This is a genomic window from Niallia sp. FSL W8-0177 (assembly GCF_038006285.1).
Taxonomy (GTDB): domain Bacteria; phylum Bacillota; class Bacilli; order Bacillales; family Cytobacillaceae; genus Niallia; species Niallia circulans_A.
This window is the reverse complement of sequence record NZ_JBBOUX010000001.1, coordinates 4899111-4924015: the sequence shown is the minus strand read 5'-3', so window position 1 is coordinate 4924015 and position 24905 is coordinate 4899111. Positions and strand designations below refer to the sequence as shown.

Sequence of the window (24905 nt, the reverse complement as noted above, 5' to 3'; positions counted from 1 at the left end):
ACTAACTGAATAGATATTAAAAATCCTACGAATTTATGGAATGGAAAGATGAGGGAAAGGATAAGAGATTGGAGGAATATTGAGCATAAAAAATACTGAATCACTATTGGATCCAGCCCGAATTTTTATGAATATACAGGCAGATAAGCATTAGATACAAACCGTAACTGCCCGCTGCTCTTCCCGTTTTAAAATGCAGAAGTTTAATTTGATTGTACATAGTAATGAAAAGACATTAAGTTATATTTGGAGTTAAGAGTAAAAACCTAATGTTGAGGTACAATTGAATTTAGATAAATTTGTAACTAAAGAAAAGATAAGTGTAACAATGGGAATCTTATCCCCCACATTTTTGATGTTTTTCTTTCAGAAATAAGTACTTTCTACCCTCTAGCACGCCTGCTTTTACACCTTTTTTAGAGTTATAATAAAATAAGAAAAAACGAGAATCTAGTAATTGCAAGAGTTTAAAGCATGAATAGACCCTGATTCGCAAAAATATTTATAACGAAAACAAGGTCGTATCAGCAAATCTTTATTTTCACGAGCAAGAGATTTTATTAATTAGACAATATTCAACGTTAATCTCGCCACTGCCTCCACATGCATCGTTTGAGGAAACATATCCACAGGCTGTACTTCTTCTGTCTTATAGCCACCATCCTCTAATATGCGCAAATCACGAGCTAAAGTCGCTGGATTACAGGACACATAGACGACTTTCTTTGGCTTCATATCAAGAATTGTTTGCAGTAATGCTTCATCACAGCCTTTTCTTGGTGGATCTACTACTAAAACATCTGCTTCATTTCCTTCTTTATACCAGTTGGGGATAACTACTTCTGCTTCTCCTACTGCAAAATCGACATTGTGGATATCATTTAACACAGCGTTATTTCTTGCATCTTCAATTGCTTGTGGGACAATTTCAACTCCAAATACTTTCCTTGCCTTTTTTGCCAAAAATAAAGAAATGGTGCCGATTCCACAATAGGCATCAATTACTTTCTCTTCTCCACTCAAATCAGCATACTCCAATGCTTTCTCATAAAGCACCTTTGTTTGTTCCGGATTTACTTGATAAAAAGAACGAGCTGAAATAGCAAATCTTACATCGCCAATATAATCCGTAATCGTCTCTTCTCCCCAAAGTACGCGAGTAGTATCTCCCATTATCACATTTGTTTTTTTGTTATTCACATTGTGGATAATCGATTTAATATTTGGCACCTTTTGAACAATTTCATCAACAATTGCTTTGCGATTGGGGATATCCTGTGTACGGGTAATTAAGACAATCATGATTTCCTTCGTAACCAATCCTCTTCTTACCATAATATGACGTAAATCTCCCTTATGACGAGCTTCGTCATATGCACGAACCCCATATTTTGAACAAATATCTTTTACTGTATTTACGACATAATCATTTTCTTCTTGTTGGATGAGGCATTGCTCCATATTAATAATTTGATGAGAGCGCTGTTGATAAAATCCGCCAATGAGGCCACCTTCTTGTTCTCCAATTGGAACTTGGGATTTATTACGGTAACGCCAAGGGTTTTCCATCCCGAGTGTTGGATGAACAATCGTATTGATTTTTCCAATTCGTTCTAAAACATCCTTCACGTGTTTATGTTTTGTTTTCAATTGTCCTTCATAGCTTAAATGCTGTAATTGACAGCCGCCGCATTCCTTGTATATAAGGCATGGCGCTTCTACACGATAGGGACTTCTTTCTTTAATCTCTAGCAGACGACCAAAACCGTAATTCTTATTTGTTTTAATTACTTTTACAGTTGCTTTTTCACCTGGAAGTCCATTGGGGATAAAGAGGGGGTAACCATCTATCTTTGCCACACCTGAACCTTCATGGGTTAAATCTTCAAAAACTATATCTATTATATCGTTCTTTTGAACGGGTAATGTTTTACTCATTATCGTCTTCCTTTACGTCGATATTTCCGAAAAAAATAAGCGTGGTAATTGTATCATATTATGAGGAAAGCGTCATTGGTATATACATAATCTTTGAATGTTACCCAAAACAAAAAGTGAGGGGATTTCTTTTTCCACTCACTCCTTATTATTGTCTATTTGTAACATCTCTTTATAATCCTTGACATCTGGTCGGTCTTCATCGCGAATCGCGTCAAGCGGTACAAATAACTCAAAATGACGATACAAATTAATAAATTCAGCTGGCAATAATCCGCCAAATTCTCCATCAAGATTTACTTGTACTTTCTCATCTGAGCTAACCTTTATATAATTCGCATTCGTATAAATGACATTAGGATCATTTATATGTTCTCCACGTAACGCAAGGCTCGCAATTCGAATAAACTCTGCAAGGTTTGCCTTTTTTAAGATCAATAGAGAGAATAACCCATCATTAATAGATGCGCCAGGGGCTAATTTTTCGAAACCGCCAACAGAATTAGTCAGACCTACAAGAAACAACATGGCTTCTCCATCAAATAACTTGCCGTCGTACTCGATTCTGACATGCGAAGCTTTAATGAAAGGCAGCATTTCGATACCTTTTAAATAGTATGCTAGCTGTCCAAGCATGGTTTTCAATTTACTAGGAACTTCATAAGAAATTTCTGTTAAATGTCCGCCACCACTAATATTAATGAAGTATTTGTCATTCATTCTTCCAATATCAATCGGAATAGTATCACCTTTTGCAATAACATCTACTGCACCAATGACATCTCTAGGAATATGCAATGCTCTTGCGAAATCATTTGTCGTTCCTACTGGAATAATTCCAAGCTTTGGACGATATTCCTGTTCTGCCATTCCATTGACTACTTCATTAATCGTTCCATCACCGCCTGCAGCTATGACGAGATCAAATCGTCTTTCTACGGCTACTCTCGCTGCATATGTTGCGTCCTCTGGTCCAGTCGTTGCATGACAGGAAGTTTCATACCCTGCCTCTTCTAATCTTTTTAGCACCTCTGGTAAATGTCTTTTAAAAGCTTCCCGACCTGAAGTAGGATTATATATTATTCTTGCCCTTTTCATATTCATCATCCTATAATCAAGATTCAATTTTTTCCATAACCAATAACATCATATACGATACTACTTGCTTAGGCAATGTTTAACTCTAGTTATTACCATGATATGTATCTTTTTTCATGATAAATGTCCATGTCTCAAGCATCTTCCCACATTATAACCCAATCTATTAGTTCATCATACTTTTCTCATTCTTATTCCTGTTTTTTTCTATTAATCAAACGTTTGATTAACTTTTTTTCGCCATTCCTTACAGCTATTCATCCTTTATAGAGGAATTTTGACAAAATAGAAAGACAGAAATTGCTAGACAATGCCTTATTCAAAAAGAAAGATCTTCCTCCATATTTAATCATCTGAGTCCAATCTTTCCTCCTTTTATTAATGATTTGTTACATTTAAAGTACCACTATCAAAAATGTTAATGGAAGAGCCACCCTTCCCTTTTTGCAAAAATGCATTAGTTATTTCTTCTATATGCTTCTTTTCTTTATTTGGAAATTCCCAATCCTCCTGTTCCTGATTGTTAATGAGTGTATCATCTACGGAAACTTTCACATTTTTTGTTTCATCTAATATTAAATCAATTTGTGGAACATTATTAATTGTCCAATTATTTTTTAAATTACGCGGATTTACTGTAATGTCATTTTGCAAATCAATAATATCTAACTTTTTGCTCGTTGGAACAAGAATAGTAGTATTTATAGAAGCATAGTCTCTGTAAAATTCAGAAACGCGATATGGCAATTGCTTTAAACGGATAAATAACGTATCACCCTTTTGCGATACAAGTAAATAATCCTCTGGCTTTAAAACATCTTCCTTCTTCGATTGAACAGCTCGATAGGTTCCAAATAGAGAAAGAACATCATCGTTTGTTCCTTCAATCGTAATTGGATTTTGCCGATTGTCAGATTCAATGACAATTCTTTTAATATCGTCCTTCATTGCATAATTAAATTCAGGTAAATCACTTGTTACTTCCTCTCTTTTTAACCCTTGTTCAACTAAATCCATAATCCCTGAGGATTGGAGAAAGACCATTGCAATTCCAGCTGTCCCAATTATTCCAACGATAATGATGCTGAAAAGATCAAAGCTTAAATATGGTTTTTCTTGTTTAGAAGAAAACAAGTATAATAAAATTTCTATTCCAAGAATAACTAAAATAATTGGCCACCAAACTTTTAAAACAGTAACTATTTTCCAATCAAAAAACTGCGTAAATAATAGAAATACACCAAGAAATACTAAAGATAAGCCCATCGAAAAAGTGCCCACTCGCCATGTTCGCATTCTCTTCTCTCCTTATGTAAAGCCTTAGCTATTTTGAAACAGCTACAAAAAAGCAAGGCCATAATTTAGATTTTTTTCTTTTTCGTCCCTTTTAGTAGATGAATACCACCGATAATAAGAACTAAGCACACAATTCCTGTCTGGAAATATTGATAAAAGAAAAAGTGTAAATCAATATTTATTTCCTTTTGGATAATAGGGGAAAAGATCGGCAAAATAATATTAATCATTAAATAATATAAACCAACTACTAGTAGACCAATGCCAAACCATTTTTGATAGTTAATCAAATAAGCAATAACAGGGACGTCCTCCAACTCTTCTTCTCCTACTTTCGAGGCCTTTTGTAATCCGTCAAAGAAACTGTAGAACCAGATAATCGGAATAACGAATAAAAATAGCCCTAATCTTAATTCGTTAAGAATAAAAATAGAGAACAAGAATGCAGCCATTAGCTGAATCCCTCTTTGCTGTAACCCTAAATATAAATGCCCTGCACCAGGAAACACTGATAAGAAGGTCGCAATAAATTTGCTTTTCTTTCCCTCTTCTCTGTTCTTTTCAAAGTCTTGAAAAATTGTAATATCTTCTAATGCTTCTCCTTTTAGTTTTTTATTAAACTGCTGAGAAACGTCGTAAAAACCATAAACCCAGATTACTGGCAAAATCGCTAAAAATAGAAGAAACTCATTTGTATAGGTCAAAAACGCGATAAATATAATCATAATTCCTAAGCCTAAAAATGTCGTTAGGAGGGTTATTCCTCGATAAACTAATCCTAATTGGATATGACCTAATCCAGGGAAAAACGATAAAACAATCGTATAAAACCGCTCAGACTCCGTTGTTTTTGCCAGTATAGGTGCAGCCTCCCCAGTTTCAGAATCCGCTGCCAAACTTACTCGTTTCTTTAAATAGCTGCTGGTTGTAATTAATGTGTCGATAAAACTAATGCAGTATATAATAAAACCAATAAAAACTACTATAAATGTTAACTCATTGAGAGATCCTGCACTAAGCATCACAATGGACACAAACGCTAGTCCAAATACTGCTAGCCCATAAAAAAAGCCTCGCAGCTTTTTTCCAATATAGAATAGCCCGCCTCCTGGAAAAAATGCTAAGATTGTCGCGACAATCGGGTTTTTCATTTTTTAACTTCCTCCTTCTTACTACCATCAAATGAATCCATCCAGGCAAATGTCTTATCCACTAAGCCACCTGATTTTGGCTCATTTTTAAAAGATACTTCCGTTTTTTGAATTGTTTCTGTATGTTTTACAATGGACTGAAAAAATCCTGCCGACATGAGAATCAAAGTAAGACTCGCGGCAATTGCATAATGGAATATGGATGACTGATAAATACGACGTTTCTTTTCTTCTGTTGTTTTTATCTCCATATTTTCATAGGATATTTTTTGCATAATATCATTCATAAAAGCTGCTTCATCTGAAATTGAAGGAAGTGTCTCCTCTTGCTTGTCTACTGCATCTATATATAATTCTAAGCATTGATCGCATGTATACAAATGATCTTCGAGTAGTGATCTTTCCTTCTCACCTAGTTCATCTTTTACATACTTCATCCAATAATCTTTAGAATAATGTGCTGTCATAAAAATTCTTCCTCCTTCCAATGCGTTTTGATCCAGAGTCTTGCGCGATACAGCTTCGTTTCAATTGTTTTCACTTGAACATTTTGTTCTGCTGCCATTTCTTGATAACTTTTTTCTTGAATGTAAAAACCATAAATGACGTCCCTGTAATTAGCGGGGACTTCCTCCAGTCTTTTCTGCACAAGTCTTTGTCGTTCGCGCCTCAACACTTCTAGTTCTACATCATCAGTCTGAGAGCCTCCTATATGGGATTCCAATTCTTCTGCCATCTCTTCTTTTCTTCTTTGTTTTTTTCTTCTCATATCAATAGCATGATTGATAGCAATTCTTGTTATCCATGTTTTAAATCCTTGATTCTCATATTTGGGGAGAGAGGTATAGATTTTAATAAACACTTCTTGTGTAGCATCTTCCGCTTCTTTTTGGTCCTTTAAAATGCTATATATCGAACGAAACAAGTAGTCCCGATGCTTTTCTACTAACAAACGAAATGCGTGATCATTTCCTGCTTTTATCTTTTCAATTAATACTTGATCACTAATGGCCTCTCCCCCCTTTCCTGCCATTCTATAATAATAGACGGTATTGGATGGTCATACCCCTACAGTTTTTTTATTTTTTTCATGCTTATAGACTCTCTTTTGTAATAGTATCATTATTACATGAAACTTTTTAGCCTTACTTTCGTATTTCATCTATAGCAAATTATCAAAAGGAGAATGTGCATGCATTATTTATTTGCATTACTAGCTTTAACACTAAATCCATTTATATGGAAAAGTCATTTTCATAAAAAAATATTTCTTGTCTTTCAAATTACTCGCTTACTCGCTGGGATTCTTATCATATTTTGTCTTGATTACTTTCAACTAGTTGATCATTCTTTACAGGCTCTCTTTAAATTCGGCTCTATTTTTCTTGCCTTTTTCTTACTCTTAGACTTACTATTTGGAAAGGTAAAGGGATACAGAATAACTGGAATTTTATTCCTGTATTTTGTCTTATTTAGCCTATATGTCCAATTTATTTATCCTTTAACGATTACAGGAGATAAATATCAGTTTGTTCAGGAAAAAGCAACCGTTATTGATAAAGAAGCTGTTTCCACAAATGAAAAGCATATTGTTGTTGTTCCTGAAAGCTACGCACGCTATCGAAGTGAGAAAAAACTTGGAGAGGTTTCTCATCCTTCCTATTACGATTTAGGAACCTCTACCTTGCAAAAGATTAATGATCATCTGTATTGGGTAACACCGATTGAATATACTGGCTTCTTCAAATGGATCAAAGGAGACGACGTGCCTGGTTTTATTAAAATGAGTGCAGAGGATGAAAATGAGGATGCCATTTTGGTTAAATCATCCATGAAATATGTACCTTCTGCATTCTTCCAAGAAGACTTAAAAAGATTAGTAAGAAGTAAGCACAAAGATACAATTTTACTTGAAGCCAGCTTCGAGCCAGACGATAATGATAAACCATATTATGTCGTACCATATGGTCAGTACAATAAATTCCGCGAGATAGTAGATATTAAAGGAATATATATTATTGACCCTGCCACTGGGAAAATAAAGGATTATGGAATGGACAATATACCTGATTTTATTGATCATGTTATTCCTACAAGTGTGGCGGAAGATTGGAATGAATGGTATGGTAAATATATTCACGGCTTCTGGAATACACTATTTGCAAAAGAAGATATGAAACTACCAACTGCTTGGGAAGATATGAATGAAGTAAATGGCGTTTTTAATGAAGACTTACAATTGCATTGGTTTACTGACTTCACACGTCCAAAAACAGATAGTGGAAGCATGGTTGGCTATTCGATGCTTAATGCTCGTACTGGGGCTCTTACCTTCTACACAGAGGCAAATGGATCTTTAAATGGAAAATCCGCCATAAATGTTGCAGAGAAAACCTTCCGTGCTCAAAAATACGAGGCTGGTACTCCGCTACTCTATACGATTTATGGTCAGTTCACATGGGTTGTTCCGCTCATGGACAGCAATCATGTATTAAGAGAAATTATGTTAATCAACGCCAAGGATGAAAAAGTTTATAGTTATCATACAGAAAAAACAAAGCTGTTTAATGATTATAAATATGCGCTTGTCACCTTATTAAAGAATGATAAAACCGTTCCTAACAATATCGCGGACAAAAAAACAATCACTGGCACTATCGACTATGTATATAAAGCAGAAGTAGAAAATAGCACGATTGTTAAATTTATGTTAGAAGGAAATAAAACCATTTTCCAAGTTTCGTCAAATGATTTCCCTTATAGTATTTTCCTAGAAAAAGGGATGCAGCTAACCGTAGATTATGTGGATACAGAAGAAATGATCGTTACGGTTGAAAAATTAAAAATTAGCAATCAAGAATTAAATAATTAAAAGTCTTTCCTATGCAAATACCTAAAAAGAATGGAATTTAACAAAAAAATAGTATCTATTGTTTATAATATAGGGAGAAGGGAACAAACTTCTCCCTCTTTCTGCATAGAATAAAAAAGGAGAACAAAGATAGTGTTTTAAACTAGTAAACTTCATTTATAGGAAAGGAGTAATGTATTTGCTTATTCTACTATTAGCTTCCTACTTAATTGGTTCTTTTCCGACCGCCTTAATTATTGGTAAAGTTTTTTACGGCATTGATATTCGGAAACATGGAAGCAATAATCCAGGAGCGACTAATTCGATTCGCGTGTTAGGCAAAAAAGCCGGAATTGCTGTTCTTCTACTCGATGTTGGAAAAGGAGCACTCGCGGCAAGTCTGCCCTACTTACTAATGGTAGATGTTAATCCCTTATATACTGGATTGATAGCTGTTGTTGGTCATTGTTTTCCAATCTTTGCAGGTTTTCGCGGCGGAAAGGCAATCGCTACAACTGCTGGCACCTTACTCGTTGCTAATCCTGCTCTATTTTTGATTTCCTATTTCGCTTTCTTTGCTATTATAATTATTACAAAATATGTGTTTCTTGGTAGTATTTCTGTTGGAATAACCATCTTCTTATATGCGCTATTTTCACCCGATATCCAGCATGACTGGCTCTTTTTCTTGTTTTTATTACTATTAATCTTTTTACATCGCTCTAATATTATAAATTTTATTCATCACAAAGAACCTAAAGTAAACGATAAAAACGTAAAAAAGGATCGAATTAACCCGAAGAAGATTGTCTAATCCCCTTCTTTGGACAAGCTTTTTAAGAAATTGTTGATTATGAACTTTTCCTGGGAAATACTGTCGAATGGTTGGAAATCAAATCAGGGAGTTGCTCTTTGGAGAGCAGCTCCTTTATTTTTGTAGTTTTTTGGTGGTAAGGAGTGCTTGCTGGGATGAGGTGGTTTGGTTGATATTCCTCTGTTTGGCTGATTTCCTCCTCGCTTTGGCTGATTCCCTCCTCACTTTGGCTGATTCCCCATTCACTTTGGCTGATTCCCTCCTCACTTTGGCTGATTTCCTCCCCGCTTTGGCTGATTCCCTCCTCACTTTGGCTGATTTCCTCCTCACTTTGGCTGATTCCCTCCTCACTTTGGCTGATTCCCTCCTCACTTTGGCTGATTCCCTCCCCGTTTTGGCTGATTTCCTCCCCGCTTTGGCTGATTTCCTCCCCGCTTTGGCTGATTTCCTCCCCGCTTTGGCTGATTCCCTCCTCGCTTTGGCTGATTCCCTCCTCGCTTTGGCTGATTCCCTCCTCGCTTTGGCTGATTCCCCACTCACTTTGGCTGATTCCCTCCTCGCTTTGGCTGATTCCCTCCTCGCTTTGGCTGATTCCCTCCTCACTTTGGCTGATTCCCCATTCACTTTGGCTGATTCCCTCCCCGCTTTGGCTGATTCCCCACTCACTTTGGCTGATTCCGTCCTCGCTCAAATACCATTTATATCAGCCACTATCGAAATTCACTTAATTCCACTTAATAAAGCTATTTTTTCCATACTATCCTCCTTTCTCCATAAAAAAAGCTGCCAACAAAGAACATTTGCTGGCAGCTAAAGAGATAAATCTTCTTATTATCTTTTATTCATTTCCTGAACTAATAACTTGTTGACCATTTGTGGATTTGCTTGGCCTTTTGTTGCTTTCATTAATTGCCCAACAAGGAAACCAATTGCTTTTTGTTTTCCGTTTTTAAAGTCTTCTATGGATTGCGGATTATTATCTAACACTTCACCAATAATTTTCAGTAATGCACCTTCGTCAGAGATTTGCACTAGCCCCTTCTCTTTTACAATGGCTTCCGCATCGCCGCCGTTTTCAATCAGTTCTTTAAAAACTTGTTTCGCAATCTTACTGGAGATTGTCCCATTTCCAATCAGCTTAATCATGCCAGCAAGGTTTTCTGGAGTAAGCTTTACTTCAGCCAGCTCCTTTTGTTCGGCATTTAAATAAGCAGAGACATCTCCCATTACCCAGTTAGAAGCTAACTTTGGCTCGGCTCCATTTGCCACAGTACCTTCAAAGAAGTCAGCCATTTCCTTCGTAACGGTTAATACTTTTGCATCGTACTCTGGTAAGCCCCATTCTTCCATATAGCGCTTTTGTCTTGCATCTGGCAACTCTGGAATTTCCGCACGGATTCTTGCCTTCCAGTCTTCATCAATATATAAATCTGGTAAATCCGGCTCAGGGAAGTAGCGATAATCATCAGAACCTTCTTTTACACGCATTAACAATGTCGTACTTGTTGCCTCATCAAAGCGGCGTGTTTCCTGATTAATAACACCACCGGAAGAAACAACTTCTCTTTGACGTTGCTCTTCGTATTCTAATCCTTTGCGGACAAAGTTAAAGGAGTTTAAGTTTTTCAGCTCTGTCTTTGTTCCAAATTCCGCTTGTCCTACTGGACGAATGGAAATGTTGGCATCACAGCGCAAAGAACCTTCTTCCATTTTACAGTCAGATACACCTGTGTATTGAATGATGGATTTCAATTTTTCTAAATATGCGTATGCTTCATTTGGTGTACGAATATCTGGCTCAGAAACGATTTCAATTAATGGCGTTCCTTGACGGTTGAAGTCCACTAACGAATATCCTTTCTCATGATTCAATTTCCCAGCATCCTCTTCTAAATGAACACGAGTAATGCCAATTCTTTTTTTATAGCCATCGACTTCAATTTCAATCCATCCATGTTCACCAATAGGCTTATCAAATTGAGAGATTTGGTAAGCTTTCGGATTGTCCGGATAAAAATAGTTTTTACGGTCAAATTTCGTTTCTGTAGCTATTTCACAATTTAATGCCATAGAAGCTTTCATGCCATATTCTACAGCCTTTTTATTTAAAACAGGCAGTACACCCGGATATCCTAAATCTACTACTGTTGTGTTTGTATTTGGTGCAGCGCCAAAATGGTTAGGACTTGCGGAAAATATTTTTGATTGTGTTTTTAACTCTACATGGACTTCTAGCCCAATGACTGTTTCAAATTCCATTTTTTTCACCCCTTACAGCGTTGGTTTTTGTTTATGATAGTCTGTAGCCTGTTCAAACGCATACGCTACTTTATAAACAGATGCTTCATCAAAGTGTTTTCCAATAATTTGTAAACCAAGCGGTAAACCGTTAGAGAATCCACAAGGAACAGAAATACCTGGAACTCCAGCAAGGTTCACTGGAATTGTTAAAATATCATTTGCATACATAGTTAAAGGATCATCTACCTTTTCTCCCAATTTAAAGGCAGGAGTCGGTGTAGTTGGACCAACAATTACATCATATTTTTCAAAAACATCTTCAAAGTCTTTTTTAATAAGAGTACGTACCTTTTGTGCTTTTTTATAATAAGCGTCATAGTAGCCAGAGCTTAAAGCAAAAGTACCAAGCATAATTCTACGCTTCACTTCATCTCCGAACCCTTCAGCACGAGAACGTTTGTATAGATCGATTAACGTTTCCGCATTATCCGCACGATATCCATAACGAACTCCATCAAAACGAGATAGGTTTGCTGATGCTTCTGAAGAAGATAGTAAATAGTAAGTTGCCAGGGCATATTTACTATGTGGCAGGGATACTTCTTCCCATGTTGCCCCTAATTTTTCCAATACTTTCAAAGCATCTAGAACTGATTGGCGCACAACTTCGCTAACACCCTCTGCTAGATACTCTTTCGGCACAGCTATTTTCATGCCCTTAATATCTCCAGTAAGCCCCTTTGTAAAATCAGGAACCTTTACATTTGCCGACGTAGAATCCATTGGATCTACTCCAGAAATAGCATTAAGTAAGAAAGCATTATCTTCTACCGTACGTGTAATTGGGCCGATTTGATCCAATGAGGAGGCAAATGCTACTAAGCCAAAACGAGAAATTCTTCCATATGTAGGTTTTAAGCCGACCACTCCGCAAAATGCTGCTGGTTGACGAATAGAACCACCAGTATCTGATCCAAGAGAAAATAATACCTCCCCTGCTGCTACAGATGCTGCTGATCCACCTGATGATCCACCAGGAACGGTCTCAAGATTCCAAGGGTTTTTCGTCTTTTGATAATAGGAATTCTCAGTTGAAGAACCCATAGCAAATTCATCCATATTAAGTTTTCCAATTGTTATTGCTCCTGCTGCTTGCAGCTTGTCTATAACTGTAGCATTATAAATCGGCTGGAAATTTTCTAAGATTCTGCTTGAACAGGTTGTTCTTAAATTCTTCGTAACAATATTATCTTTGATACCAATTGGCATTCCGAATAAGCTGCCTGAATGTTCCCCGTTCACTAATTTACTATCTAATTCACTAGCTTTAGATAAAGCATTTTCTTCATCTAATGTTAAAAATGCTTGTACTTTCTCATCTACATCTTTTATACGACTATACGATTCCTTTACTAAATCCGATACAGATATCTCTTTTTTATGTAATAGTTCTTGTAAATCTGTCATTTTTTGATCAAAAAGACTCATGTAGTTTCCCCTCCTTACTCCATAATAGATGGAACTTTAATTTGCCCATCTTGATGATCTGGTGCGTTACGTAAAACTTCCTCAACAGGCAGACCTTTTGTTGGTACATCTTCACGCAACACATTTTTCATATCTAAAACGTGGGAAGTTGGCTCGATCCCCTCTGTGTCTAGCTCATTTAGTTCTTCTGCAAAAGAAATAATAGCATCTAATTGCTTTTGAAAAAGCTCTGCTTCCTCTTCTGATATTTCAAGTCTAGCAAGATTGGCAACATGTTTTACTTCTTCCTTTGTTATTCTTGACATTATGTATGTCACCTCCATCATTATACGTACAACACAATAATCTGATAATAGCAAACAAATCAATAGGAAAGCAACCGAAAGAAGGAATATATCTTGTCAGAAGGCGATTTCTACAAAAAATAATGTCTTTCCACTACCATTAACCTAATTGAATTTCCATTAGCTATTTCCAAAATAAAAAATCTTTACATTTAATCAGTATCATTTCTCTTATTATACCATCTTGTCTAAGATGATTGTCCCTTCCTTTAAATACAAAAAAAGAAGAGCTGTTTTCTCTTCTTTTTTTATGGTATATTTTCCTCATCAGAAGTAAGGAGTGGCTCATACATCATTATTGCATGGTTTTCTGTAATATACTCTTCTTCCAATAATACTCCTCTCCTGTTATACTTTTTCCGATAAATTTGGTTATGGCGGATATAACCTCCGAAATAAGCGGGGGTTATTTGGTGTGCCTTTTCAAATACATCATAACGATATAAACTTGGCGATGCTCCTCTCCATTCTCCTTTCAAATGAGAATCTGTCACTTCGAGGCATAGTTGAAAAGAGGTATCTGTTTCATTCTTAATTTGCAGGTCTAAATAATTGTAGGAACAGGTTGCTCCACTTCCGAACGGCTGTGTTCTGTTAGAATCCGGAAAAACATCATAACTATGCCGATGTCTTTCCACTACGGTTAACGGGGTATGCAAGGCCATCCAATAAATAAGATTAGACAACTGACATAGTCCCCCGCCAACGCCCGTCCGATAACTTCCTGCAAAAAGAACCATGCCATCAACGTAACCTTTTTTATATGTCGGCCTTCCAATTGTTCTCCAATAGGAAAAGGTTTCTCCTGGTTCTAGTACGATCTGATTTATTTTTGAAACAGCTATTTTCAAATTAACAATTTTATTATATTGCAGTTTCATATCTACATCTTTTAGTTCTCTTAAGAGCATTGTTTTATGGGTAAAATAAGAATGGGGTAATAAAGCGGTTTGTTTTTTCATCGCATATTGTTTTCTTGCTATGATCCATTGGGCATATCTTTTGGTTATATAGTATTTCTTTCCGACATAAAGGCGCAAGGCTGATCTTTTTTTTGGTCTTAACGCTGTGATATCCATATTCACTCTCCATTTTTTCCCTTTTCCTACTTTATTTCGCTAATTACTTATAAACTCCTTCTTTTTCAGGTTATTCTCTGCAAATAGATAGGAAAAGGAAGCAAAATCCGCTACAATAGTTTATATTTAGAAGAAGACTAAAAAGCTAGGTGACAAAAATGAATGAATTAGATGCATTAAAATTAGAAAATCAACTTTGTTTTCTTTTATATGCAAGTTCTCGTGAATTGACGAAAAAATATAAACCATTGTTGGAAGAGCTCGATGTAACGTATCCACAGTACTTAGTACTTTTACTACTTTGGGAGCATAAAAGCCTTAGTGTAAAGGAAATGGGACATCATTTATATCTTGATTCGGGTACATTAACACCGATGCTAAAAAGAATGGAACAGCAACAACTACTAGAACGCAAACGTTCCCTTGAAGATGAGCGCTCGGTACTAATTACATTAACGGAAAAAGGTGCTTCTTTACAACAAAAAGCTGAGTGTATTCCAACAGAGATCCTAAAACTTTTCGAAAAATCGGATAAGGAAATCAATGATTTAAAGCAATCCCTTCAATTGCTTTTGCAAAATTTAACGAAATAACATAAGGAAATATAAAAGAGAGAAGAAGAAATTTCAAATTCCTTCTTCTCTCTTTTACAAAATATTAAGCTGTAACAACTTCTAATTGTACCTCGATATTACCTCTTGTTGCTTTTGAGTACGGGCAGAAATTATGAGCTTTGTGTACTAAATTCTCTAGTACTGTCTTTTCAATTCCAGTTCCTTTTACAGATAACTTAACACTTAGTTTAAATCCTTGATCTGTTTCATCCTTTAATAAGCTGACACTAGCTGTTGTTTCAGATTCAAAATTAACTTTTTCTCTCTGTGCCATTAATTGTAGCGCCCCGTCAAAACATGCTGCATATCCTGCTGCAAATAATTGCTCTGGATTTGTCGCATCTTCCAATTCCTTCGCTCTTTGTGTACCTGGCATAGCTGTATCAAATTGAATAACATAATCTTCAGATTCTACTCTTCCTTCTCTTCCTCCAGTTGCTGTAACAGACGTTGTAAGAATTGTATCGCTCATGATTCATTCCTCCAATAAATTTTGTTTTCACAATTACATTGTACACAATATAATTGGACAACACAAATGTTTTTTACTTTCTTTCTTTTTTTATTTACCTATTTCAAGAGAAGTAAACATGCACGCAATGTTAATCCATAATAAAAAGCCCAAAAGATTTTCTTTTGGGCCATTTCTTATTTACTAAACCATTTTCCAATCGTCGTAAGCAATCCCTTTTTCTGATCTGTTTTTGAAGATTCCTCTGCAACTAAATCCGTTTTTGGCTCTCCGATATATATATCTTCTTTATTAATCGCATGATCATAAGCAATTAATAAACCAATATCACTGTCTGCCTCCTTATTGGTTACAATCGTGTATTCCATATGGGCTTCGTTAGCTTCCTTGATATACTTCGATAAGTACGAATAGTCTAGATGACCATTTAAATATAGCTTCGCACCCGGATTCTGTTTCATCGCATCTAATATTTCCTTATAGGGGGATGGTTCCATTACTTGTGATTGCTGTAATGCAATCACCACTCTTTCTCTTAAGGTACTGAGAAATTTTCTTCGTTCTTCTGGCTTTGTTTCCTTCGCCCCATACATCCCCTTTTGCATATAATCATCTAAGTTAGGGTTTGATGACATACTCACAACTCCTTTAAATAGATTCCTCTTTCCATACTATACTCTAATCCGCTAGTAAAAAACCTTGTACCTTTTTGAACTTTTTTTGTCATCATACAAAAAAAAGAGTGACAAGCATCATTCATTCCACTCGTTTAAGGGAAGCATGATGCTGAACACTCTCCATCATTATTGATAAATATGAATATACGGCTCTTCTGCATCTACATCACGAACAATTAATGCTTCTGGTCCATAAACAGATGTAATGCTAACCTGTACAGAAGAAGAATTATTTGGAGGGAAATGCTCCATCACCTTTCCTGCGACAAATTGTGTGAAGCCGAGCGCTTCTGCTTCTCCATAAAATTGAATCGGAATCTCGATACTTAAATTCTGCATTTTATCATTCACGTAGAAAGCTCTTCCGACCACACCATTAAAGTTAGGAAAATATTTCTCGATATCTTGCTTGAAATAAGAAAATGCATCTACTTCTGATTTATATTTTGTATCAGAGCTTGGGAATAATACATATTTTTCGTTAATACTTTCCCAATCACCAATACTATTACTGTTTCCTGCAATCTTTGCGTAAGCGAAGAAGTTTCCAGGTACAACTGAAGAGCTTTCCTTTTGCTCAAAAAGAGAGATAATAATCGGAACCTGTCCAAGACCTTCGACTCCTCTTATTCTTTTGACTACTTCTGCTGCAATTTTCTTTCCTTCTTTTTCAAGCTTTGTTCGATCAATTTTAAGCTCCTTAGCCGCGCCCTTTTCTTCATAGGTGTATACAGAATTCATTGCTAAACCAATGGAAATTCCCCCAAGCTTTAAGCTCTTATCATCCGTTTTCACCAAATAATCATGCTCCAGTATATGAGCTAAATAAACAGGTACTTTACCCTTGTCCTTGCCTGCTGGGTTTAGCCCATCAGGATTCTTTTCTGACTTTCTGCCCAGCCAGCTGGTGATTAAATCTTTATCTAAATACTGACCTTCTTGAAAAAAATATTCTTCAGGGTCATAGGCATTTTGTGCAATTCTCATTAAGCCTGTTTCAAATTCAGCAATGTCATAACGAGTATTTAAATTGTTTACTACTAATCCTCTTGCTTCAGATGGCTTAAATGGAACCACTACCTTATAATAATCATCAGAGATTTTATAGTTCGGCAGAATAGCTGTTTCCGTCGTATTACTATCTACATCCTCTGTCTTTACTTTTTCTTCTTTATTAAAGTTTGGTGCACAAGCTGATAGAACCAATACTAGTACCAACACCATCAATACGTGTTTCTTCATTCGTTAAACACACCTTTATTCTTCAATTCTGCCATAAGTCTTTCCTCATCCCAAACTTCAATGCCTAGCTGTTCCGCTTTTGTCAGTTTACTTCCTGCCTCTTCCCCTGCAATCACTAAATCTGTTTTCTTTGAAACACTTCCTGTTATTTTACCACCTAATAATTCAATTTGTTCTTTTGCTTCATTACGAGAAAGCTGCTCTAGCTTTCCTGTTAATACAATTGTTTTGCCAGAAAAGACTGAATCACTCTCTTCTACTGCTATTGGTAATGGACCGGTATATTCCATATTAACACCATATGTTTTAAGCTCAGTAATTAATTCGATTACTTCTTCTTGTTCGAAAAAAGTAACAATCGAATCAGCCATTTTTTCACCAATTTCGTTAATAGCTGTTAAATCCTCTTTAGTGGCTACCATAAGCTGGTCCATTGTTTTAAATTCCATCGCAATTGTTTTGGCCGCCTTGGCCCCTACATGTCGAATTCCTAAACCAAATAATAACCTTTCAAGGGAGTTTTGCTTTGATGCTTCAATTGCTTCTAATAAATTATGAACAGATTTTTCGCCCATTCTTTCTAATTGAATTAATTGGTCGAATTGTAAAGTGTATAAATCAGCAACATCTTCGATTAGTTTTTCGGAAAATAATTGGCTGATTACTCGCTCACCTAGTCCGTCTATATTCATTGCATTTCGAGAAACAAAATGAATCAAGCCTTCCCTAATTTGTGCTGGGCATTTTGGATTAATACATCGTAAGGCCACTTCCCCTTCGATACGAACAAGTTCACTCTCGCATTCAGGACAATGAGTTGGCATCAGAAATTCTTCTTCTTCACCAGTTCTTTTTTCTACTAAAACATTTACTACTTCTGGAATAATGTCTCCAGCCTTTTTTATTACGACCATATCGCCAAGCTTAATATCTTTTTCTCTTATTAAGTCTTCATTATGCAAGGAAGCTCTTTTCACTGTTGTACCCGCAACCTTTACTGGCTCAAGTACAGCAGTAGGTGTAATCACACCTGTTCTTCCAACATTTAGTTCGATGCTTAGAAGCTTCGTCATTACTTCTTCAGCTGGAAACTTATATGCTATCGCCCATCTTGGACTTTTCACGGTTGTTCCAAGCTGTTCTTGATGTACTAAATTATCTACCTTTATCACAATACCATCTATTTCGTATGGCAAGTGAGGGCGTTTTTCCTGCCAGCCTTCAATATAATGTAAAACATCTTCGATGGTTGCACATCTTTTTCTTTCTTTATTCGTCTTAAAGCCAAGAGTATCTAATAAATCAAGGCCTTCGCTATGAGATTGAATACCAGTCTGCCCAGCGTCTCCAATCGCATAGAGAAAAATATCTAAATTTCGAGAAGCCGCAATGCGAGGATCTAATTGACGTAACGAGCCTGCTGCAGCATTCCGTGGATTTGCAAATGGCTCTTCTCCATTTTCATCTTTCGCTTTATTCAGTGCCTCAAACGACTTTTTTGGCATGAATGCTTCTCCACGGACTTCTAAACTCACCGCCTGATTTAATCGGAGCGGAATGGAGCGAATTGTTTTGAGATTCGCTGTAATATCTTCTCCAGTGGTTCCGTCTCCTCGTGTAGCTCCTTGCTCAAATAAACCATTCTCATATCGAAGAGAAACAGCAAGCCCATCTATCTTTAATTCACAAACATATGAAAAATCATCACCGATAACTGCACGAACCTTCCGATCAAAATCACGTAAATCCGCCTCATTAAATGCATTTCCTAAGCTCAACATCGGCTTTTGATGCTGAACCTTTGAGAACATATCCAATACTTCTCCTCCGATTCTCTGGGATGGAGAATCATTGGTTTTTAAGCTTGGGAATTTTTCCTCCAACTGGATTAATTCATTTAATAATGCGTCATATTCCGAATCAGGAACAGAAGGATTATCCAGAACATAATATTCATATCCATATTGATTTAATAAATTATGCAGCTCTTTTACTCGCTTCTCTGCAAGGTTTTGTTCCATATATCCGTTTCCTTTCCTTATCCTTTTTGAATCGGTGCAAATTTAGCCAATAATCGTTTAATCCCTACTGGGCTCGGAAAAGCAATATCTAATTCTTTTGAATCGCCTTCGCCTTTTACACTTACAACTGTACCAGTGCCCCATTTTCCATGGACTGCTTTATCGCCTATACTCCATCCGATTCCTTCACCGCCTGTTGCAACTGCCGCAGGACGAATAACAGCCTTTCTTGTTGGCTGTTGTTGTGTGTAAGAGCTTCGACTACTATTTTGAGGAGAAGCCATTCTTTGCCTATTTGAAACTGGATTTAATCCTTCTAGTAAATCTTCTGGAATTTCTTTTACAAAACGAGAAGGTGGATTCATATTGGTACGTCCAAATAACGTTCTCATCTGTGCATTGGTTAAATATAATTGCTTTTCAGCTCGCGTAATGCCTACATATGCAAGGCGTCGTTCTTCCTCCATTTCCGTTTCTTCCATTAATGAACGGGAATGAGGGAACACACCTTCTTCCAGACCAATTAAGAAAACAATTGGGAATTCCAAACCTTTTGCAGAGTGCAAGGTCATTAAGACAACCGAATCCGCTTGATTTCCGTCATCATCTAACTTATCAATATCAGCAACCAATGCTAAATCTGTTAAGAATGCAATTAACGATTTATCATCGTTAGCTTCCTCAAAGTTCTTCGATACGGACATAAATTCTTCAATGTTTTCTAATCTACTTTGAGCCTCAATCGACTTTTCTGCCTTTAGCATATCTACATAACCAGATTTATCAATAACTTCTTCGACAAGTTCTGTTACAGATAAGTATTCCTGCATTCTTGTATAATTTTGAATCAAATCACGGAATTCACTGGCAGCTTTTGTAATCTTTGGACTTAAACCAATTAATTCAACAGCTTCTAATGCTTGATACATAGACATATCATGCATTGCTGCGAAATTGGCAATCTTATCAACAGAACTAGAGCCAATTCCACGTTTTGGAACATTAATCACTCGTTGAAAACTAATATCATCGTCAGGATTAGCGATTAAGCGAAGATAAGCAAGCGTATCCTTAATTTCCTTTCGATCATAGAACTTTATACCTCCAACAATCGAATATTCAATATTGGCTTTAAGAAGCATTTCCTCCATAACACGAGATTGTGCATTTGTTCGATACAGAATAGCTATATCTGATAAATTCAAAGAGCTTTCTCTTCTTAATTCTTGAATTTTCCCAATAACAAATTGTGCTTCTCCTTGCTCGCTATCTGCTCGATAATAGTAAATTTTGCTTCCGTCTTCATTCTCTGTCCATAAGTTTTTATCTTTACGGCTAGAGTTATTAGCAATGACTTGGTTTGCTGCTTGTAGAATTCTTTTGGTGGAACGATAATTTTGTTCCAGCATTACTACTTTTGCATTTGGATAATCCTTTTCAAAAGAAAGGATATTTGAAATATCTGCACCACGCCATGCGTAAATAGACTGATCAGAATCACCAACTACACATAAATTGCGGAATCGACTTGCTAGAAGCTTGACCAGCATATATTGCGATCTATTCGTATCCTGATACTCATCCACATGAATATACTGAAATTTACGTTGATAGTATTCCAAAACTTCCGGTACTCTTTGAAAAAGATTAATGGTCTGCATAATTAGATCATCAAAATCTAATGCTTGGTTCTTTCGTAAACGTCTTTGATATTCTGTATATACATCACTAACTATTTGTGAGAAGTAATCACCAGCAGTCTTCGCAAATTCCTCTGGAGTTACAAGTTCATTTTTGGAAGAACTAATACTTGCAAGAATAGCACGGGGATCATATTTCTTCGGATCGATATTACGGTCTTTTAAAATACCTTTAATAACAGATTGCTGATCAGTCGTATCCAATATTGTAAAATTACGATTGTATCCAATTCGATCAATATCTTTTCTCAAAATACGTACACACATAGAGTGAAAAGTTGATATCCATATTTCTTCGCTTGCTCCACCTAAAACAGCTGCTATTCTCTGACGCATTTCCTTCGCTGCTTTATTGGTAAACGTAATTGCTAAGATATTGTATGGATTGACTCCCTTTTCCACCATAAGATAAGCAATTCTCTGTGTTAAAACTCGGGTTTTTCCACTTCCTGCCCCTGCCATTATTAAGAGAGGGCCATCTGTTGCTTTTACTGCTTCCTTTTGCTCAGGATTTAATCCATTTAAAATTTTATCTGTTAAAAATTGCATCTTTTCACCACCATAAGAACATATATTCTATTTTAACTTAGCTTTATTGTTTATTCAACGCTTGCTCTTTTTTATTTCAATTGTGTGTAATGCGGCTGATAGGTCTTTATAAATAACGTTTCCGACTACAATGACATCCGCATATCTTCCCATTTCCTCTGCCTGTTCCACAGTCTCAATTCCTCCACCGTAAAACAAGACCGTCTCGTTCAATTGACTTTTAGCCGCTTTAACAAACGAAGGATTTCCATAACTCCCACTGTATTCCATATAAAAAATAGGCAAATGAAACATCTTCTCTGCCATTAAAGCATAGGCTGCAATATCTTCTTCTGATAAATTTGTTTTCGCACTCGTTAATTTTGCAGCTTTACAATCTTCGTTTAAAACACAATAGCCTTGAATAAGAAATTCATCCCAATCCATTAGTTCTCCGTATTCCTTCATTGCTTCATGATGAAGACCAGTTATCCATTTTGGATCACTGCTATTTAAAACCGTAGGAATAAAATATAAATCAAATCCGGGTGAAACCGAATCTATTGTTGACACTTCTAATATACAAGGAACTGTATAGCGACGAACACGAGCCATGAGATTCAATACATTATCCAACGTAATTCCATCTGTTCCGCCAATGATGATTGCATCTGTACCAGATTCGCATAAACTTTCTAATGTATCATCTGAAATTTCCTTATTTGGGTCTAATTTAAATACATGACGCCATTCGCGCACATCATACATGCAAACTTCCTCCATTCTAACCATTACATCATTTCATTATAGCATTAGATATTCCATCAAAAAAGAAATCCTACCGTATAATTTCTTGTAAATTTTTCTTGGTGCCAAGAAAAGCGCAGGGCACCCGGTAGGAGCGTGTGGGATGGAGTGACCTTTCCTGAGATATAGGAAACACGGTGAACGTCAGTGAACCGATGTTGACTTATCGTAGGGAAAGGGCGCGAAACCCAGCAGCTCCTGGGTGCCCGGAGCTAGACAATCAGAAAAGCGCAGGGCACCTGGTTAGGAGCGTGTGGGATGGAGTGACCTTTCCTGAGATATAGGAAACACGGTGAACGTCAGTGAACCGATGTTGACTTATCGTAGGGAAAGGGCGCGAAGCCCAGCAGCTCCTGGGTGCCCGGAGCTAGACAATCAGAAAAGCGTAGGCGCCTTGATTACCGCCGTTCAAACTGGAGGGGCATCGACTAAGATATAGGAAACACGGTGAACACTAGTGAGCCGATGTTGACTTATCGTAGGGAGATGTCCTGAAGTTTGCTAGGCGGTAGGCGCCGGAGCTAGACAATCAGAAAAGCGCAGGGCACCTGGTTAGGAGCGTGTGGGATGGAGTGACCTTTCCTGAGATATAGGAAACACGGTGAACGTCAGTGAACCGATGTTGACTTATCGTAGGGAAAGGGCGCGAAACCCAGCAGCTCCTGGGTGCCCGGAGCTAGACAATCAGAAAAGCGTAGGCGCCTTGATTACCGCCGCTCAAACTGGAGGGGCATCGACTAAGATATAGGAAACACGGTGAACACTAGTGAGCCGATGTTGACTTATCGTAGGGAGATGTCCTGAAGTTTGCTAGGCGGTAGGCGCCGGAGCTAGACAATCAGAAAAGCGCAGGGCACCTGGTTAGAATTTATAGCACTTTTACTATTGGACGAAATAGGCAAAGCAATTGTTTCATGATTCACAAAACAAGTAAGTATGTTTATTCTTTCTAAAATAAAAAAAGGGTTGTCCGAAAAAAGAAAATCGCGTGGACTTAATCTTTTTTGGGGACATCCCTTTATCCTATTCTTCCGTTTCGGTCTGTTCTTCTTTCTTAATTCTTGATAATGCTAGTTCATACGCGTCATTACCATAATTTAAGCATCGTTTTACACGAGATATAGTTGCGGTACTTGCACCTGTTTCTTTTTCAATTGTATGATAAGTATTGCCTTCTCGAAGCATCCTTGCAACTTCTAACCGCTGTGATAGTGATTGAATTTCATTCACTGTGCATAAATCATCAAAAAACTGATAGCATTCTTCTAAACTCTCTAGGGAGAGAATGGACTCAAATAATTGATCCAACTCTCTTCCTCTTAATTTATCTATTTGCATAGGATACCTCCATTTTTTCCTTAATGAATTAACTACATGGATTATAAAAAACTATTTAATTATTTTTTCAGCGTAACAGCACTCTTTAATCCTGGAGTAGAAGGAATAATATTTATCCATGTCTTTCCTGGTATGAGTCCAACTTGTTTATCTTCTTTAAAGGGGAGAATTCGCCCGTTTATATTTTTCCAATCTATTTCCTGCCATCTTCCATGCTGTAACAAATACGCATTGCCGCCAGATAGTAAATCAATGTCTTTTCTTCCTTTATTATCAACAACCTTATGACTCGTTTCAATAATAAAAACATTATCTACCGCCACAGTTGCTTTTGTTTCATTATCTATTGTTTGTTCTCCATTTGAAAAACGAATATATTTCTGAACATCCTGATCATATAAAAACTGTGAATTATAGTTTGGATTTTTCCCATAATTAATGTTGATCGAGCTTGACTCTTCTCCCTCGATTTCCTCTAACTCCTTTGTATTTAAAAATAACAAAGATTCTGGTGCCCCTTTTAGTGAATAATTATTTGCATTTGCCCCCTTCTCAATATTAGCAAAGCTTATGTAAGAATTATGAGGTGCAACTCGGTCAGGGGACCTTTTAAAGAGGGTGCCATCATACTCCATCCCATTTAAATTATCAATATAACCGTTTGTAAGTAGTTTTTTTGCTTCTGGACTATATCCATGTGCAATATATAAACTATTATAACCCTTTGCTAGCTCGATATAATAGTCTCGGGAACTACGGACAGGACCAATAAGCTTAGGGATTGAGCTTTGAAAAATCGCTAGAAATCGGGTAACTTCTCCTTCTGCTAATACTTCATACACAATATCTGCTTCTGTCAGTCCTGTTTGAGGTCTCGCTTTAGGATGATTATTAATCATAACAGAAACTGCACGATTCGTACTTTCTGTGTTACTAGGGAGCCCAGTTAGTGGATACAAAGTAGAAAGATCTTTTATTCCCGCTTCTTCCTTAGCTCCATTGCCAGTTTGATTACCATTATGTTTTCCAACATCTTTCGGTTCACTATTGCAGGCTGTTAAGACAAAAAGCAGAAATAGAGAAACAAACCACCTTTTCTTCATAGTCCCCTCCTATTTCGTTATTGGTGCAATGGGAATGTTGTGACTATATAACTACTCTCCTTATAAGAGAATAGAACTTTACCTATTAAATATATCAGAATAT

22 protein-coding genes are annotated in these 24905 nt (G+C 36.7%); 3 read left to right on the top strand and 19 right to left on the bottom strand.

Annotated elements, in window-relative coordinates; all coding sequences use genetic code 11:
* Window positions 1–564: 564 nt before the first annotated feature.
* The 6 genes from rlmD to NST77_RS24000 form a co-directional block, all read right to left on the bottom strand.
* The gene (gene rlmD, locus NST77_RS24025; RefSeq protein WP_123258843.1) at window positions 565–1938 is read right to left on the bottom strand and encodes a 23S rRNA (uracil(1939)-C(5))-methyltransferase RlmD; all 1374 of its coding nucleotides are present in this window, start codon (window positions 1936–1938) and stop codon (window positions 565–567) included.
* Between the two features lie 138 nt (window positions 1939–2076).
* Window positions 2077–3036, bottom strand: coding sequence for a diacylglycerol kinase (locus tag NST77_RS24020; RefSeq protein ID WP_095333395.1), 960 nt, complete (start codon window positions 3034–3036; stop codon window positions 2077–2079).
* Window positions 3037–3414: 378 nt separating this feature from the next.
* Complete coding sequence (locus tag NST77_RS24015; protein WP_095333397.1) at window positions 3415–4332, bottom strand: hypothetical protein; 918 nt, start codon at window positions 4330–4332, stop codon at window positions 3415–3417.
* A gap of 65 nt (window positions 4333–4397) precedes the next feature.
* Window positions 4398–5483 (bottom strand): hypothetical protein, encoded by a 1086-nt coding sequence (locus tag NST77_RS24010; protein WP_095333400.1) that lies wholly within the window; start codon window positions 5481–5483, stop codon window positions 4398–4400.
* On the bottom strand, window positions 5480–5950 hold the full coding sequence (locus tag NST77_RS24005; protein WP_095333402.1) for a hypothetical protein: 471 nt from the start codon (window positions 5948–5950) through the stop codon (window positions 5480–5482). The genes NST77_RS24010 and NST77_RS24005 overlap by 4 nt, the downstream gene beginning before the upstream one ends.
* Window positions 5947–6516, bottom strand: coding sequence for an RNA polymerase sigma factor (locus NST77_RS24000; protein ID WP_164463758.1), 570 nt, complete (start codon window positions 6514–6516; stop codon window positions 5947–5949). Before NST77_RS24000 ends, NST77_RS24005 begins: the two co-directional genes overlap by 4 nt.
* A 159-nt stretch (window positions 6517–6675) precedes the next feature.
* Between NST77_RS24000 and NST77_RS23995 the strand changes: the two genes are divergently transcribed.
* Entirely contained in the window at window positions 6676–8355 is a 1680-nt protein-coding gene (locus tag NST77_RS23995; RefSeq protein WP_123258840.1) for a hypothetical protein, read from the top strand.
* A gap of 172 nt (window positions 8356–8527) precedes the next feature.
* Window positions 8528–9148 (top strand): glycerol-3-phosphate 1-O-acyltransferase PlsY, encoded by a 621-nt coding sequence (gene plsY / locus NST77_RS23990; protein WP_164463757.1) that lies wholly within the window; start codon window positions 8528–8530, stop codon window positions 9146–9148.
* 37 nt (window positions 9149–9185) lie between these two features.
* Here the strand turns inward: plsY and NST77_RS23985 are convergent, their stop codons facing one another.
* From NST77_RS23985 to NST77_RS23965, 5 genes are all read right to left on the bottom strand, one after another.
* Window positions 9186–9839 (bottom strand): hypothetical protein, encoded by a 654-nt coding sequence (locus tag NST77_RS23985; protein ID WP_341123677.1) that lies wholly within the window; start codon window positions 9837–9839, stop codon window positions 9186–9188.
* 140 nt (window positions 9840–9979) lie between these two features.
* Complete coding sequence (gene gatB, locus NST77_RS23980; RefSeq protein WP_095333410.1) at window positions 9980–11407, bottom strand: Asp-tRNA(Asn)/Glu-tRNA(Gln) amidotransferase subunit GatB; 1428 nt, start codon at window positions 11405–11407, stop codon at window positions 9980–9982.
* Between the two features lie 12 nt (window positions 11408–11419).
* Window positions 11420–12877 (bottom strand): Asp-tRNA(Asn)/Glu-tRNA(Gln) amidotransferase subunit GatA, encoded by a 1458-nt coding sequence (gatA, locus tag NST77_RS23975; RefSeq protein ID WP_341123675.1) that lies wholly within the window; start codon window positions 12875–12877, stop codon window positions 11420–11422.
* 14 nt (window positions 12878–12891) lie between these two features.
* Window positions 12892–13182 (bottom strand): Asp-tRNA(Asn)/Glu-tRNA(Gln) amidotransferase subunit GatC, encoded by a 291-nt coding sequence (gene gatC / locus NST77_RS23970; RefSeq protein ID WP_095333415.1) that lies wholly within the window; start codon window positions 13180–13182, stop codon window positions 12892–12894.
* Between the two features lie 287 nt (window positions 13183–13469).
* A complete protein-coding gene (locus tag NST77_RS23965) occupies window positions 13470–14300 on the bottom strand; it encodes a VanW family protein (RefSeq protein ID WP_123258838.1) in 831 nt (276 codons plus the stop codon).
* Window positions 14301–14458: 158 nt separating this feature from the next.
* Between NST77_RS23965 and NST77_RS23960 the strand changes: the two genes are divergently transcribed.
* On the top strand, window positions 14459–14893 hold the full coding sequence (locus NST77_RS23960; RefSeq protein ID WP_095333420.1) for a MarR family winged helix-turn-helix transcriptional regulator: 435 nt from the start codon (window positions 14459–14461) through the stop codon (window positions 14891–14893).
* Window positions 14894–14957: 64 nt separating this feature from the next.
* Here the strand turns inward: NST77_RS23960 and NST77_RS23955 are convergent, their stop codons facing one another.
* The 8 genes from NST77_RS23955 to NST77_RS23920 all read right to left on the bottom strand — a co-directional run bounded on the left by NST77_RS23955 (window position 14958) and on the right by NST77_RS23920 (window position 24802).
* Window positions 14958–15386 (bottom strand): organic hydroperoxide resistance protein, encoded by a 429-nt coding sequence (locus NST77_RS23955; protein WP_047945001.1) that lies wholly within the window; start codon window positions 15384–15386, stop codon window positions 14958–14960.
* A gap of 176 nt (window positions 15387–15562) precedes the next feature.
* A complete protein-coding gene (locus NST77_RS23950; protein ID WP_095333422.1) occupies window positions 15563–16021 on the bottom strand; it encodes a YueI family protein in 459 nt (152 codons plus the stop codon).
* A gap of 168 nt (window positions 16022–16189) precedes the next feature.
* Complete coding sequence (locus NST77_RS23945; protein WP_095333424.1) at window positions 16190–17305, bottom strand: CamS family sex pheromone protein; 1116 nt, start codon at window positions 17303–17305, stop codon at window positions 16190–16192.
* Complete coding sequence (ligA, locus tag NST77_RS23940) at window positions 17302–19326, bottom strand: NAD-dependent DNA ligase LigA (protein WP_095333426.1); 2025 nt, start codon at window positions 19324–19326, stop codon at window positions 17302–17304. The genes NST77_RS23945 and ligA overlap by 4 nt, the downstream gene beginning before the upstream one ends.
* Window positions 19327–19343: 17 nt before the next feature.
* Complete coding sequence (gene pcrA / locus NST77_RS23935; protein WP_095333428.1) at window positions 19344–21575, bottom strand: DNA helicase PcrA; 2232 nt, start codon at window positions 21573–21575, stop codon at window positions 19344–19346.
* A 54-nt stretch (window positions 21576–21629) separates the two neighbouring features.
* A complete protein-coding gene (locus NST77_RS23930; RefSeq protein ID WP_095333430.1) occupies window positions 21630–22322 on the bottom strand; it encodes a heptaprenylglyceryl phosphate synthase in 693 nt (230 codons plus the stop codon).
* A 1062-nt stretch (window positions 22323–23384) separates the two neighbouring features.
* Window positions 23385–23699: a YerC/YecD family TrpR-related protein gene (locus NST77_RS23925; RefSeq protein WP_095333432.1), complete on the bottom strand. Its 315-nt coding sequence runs from the start codon at window positions 23697–23699 to the stop codon at window positions 23385–23387.
* 59 nt (window positions 23700–23758) lie between these two features.
* The gene (locus NST77_RS23920) at window positions 23759–24802 is read right to left on the bottom strand and encodes a DUF3048 domain-containing protein (RefSeq protein WP_341123674.1); all 1044 of its coding nucleotides are present in this window, start codon (window positions 24800–24802) and stop codon (window positions 23759–23761) included.
* Window positions 24803–24905 lie beyond the last annotated feature (103 nt).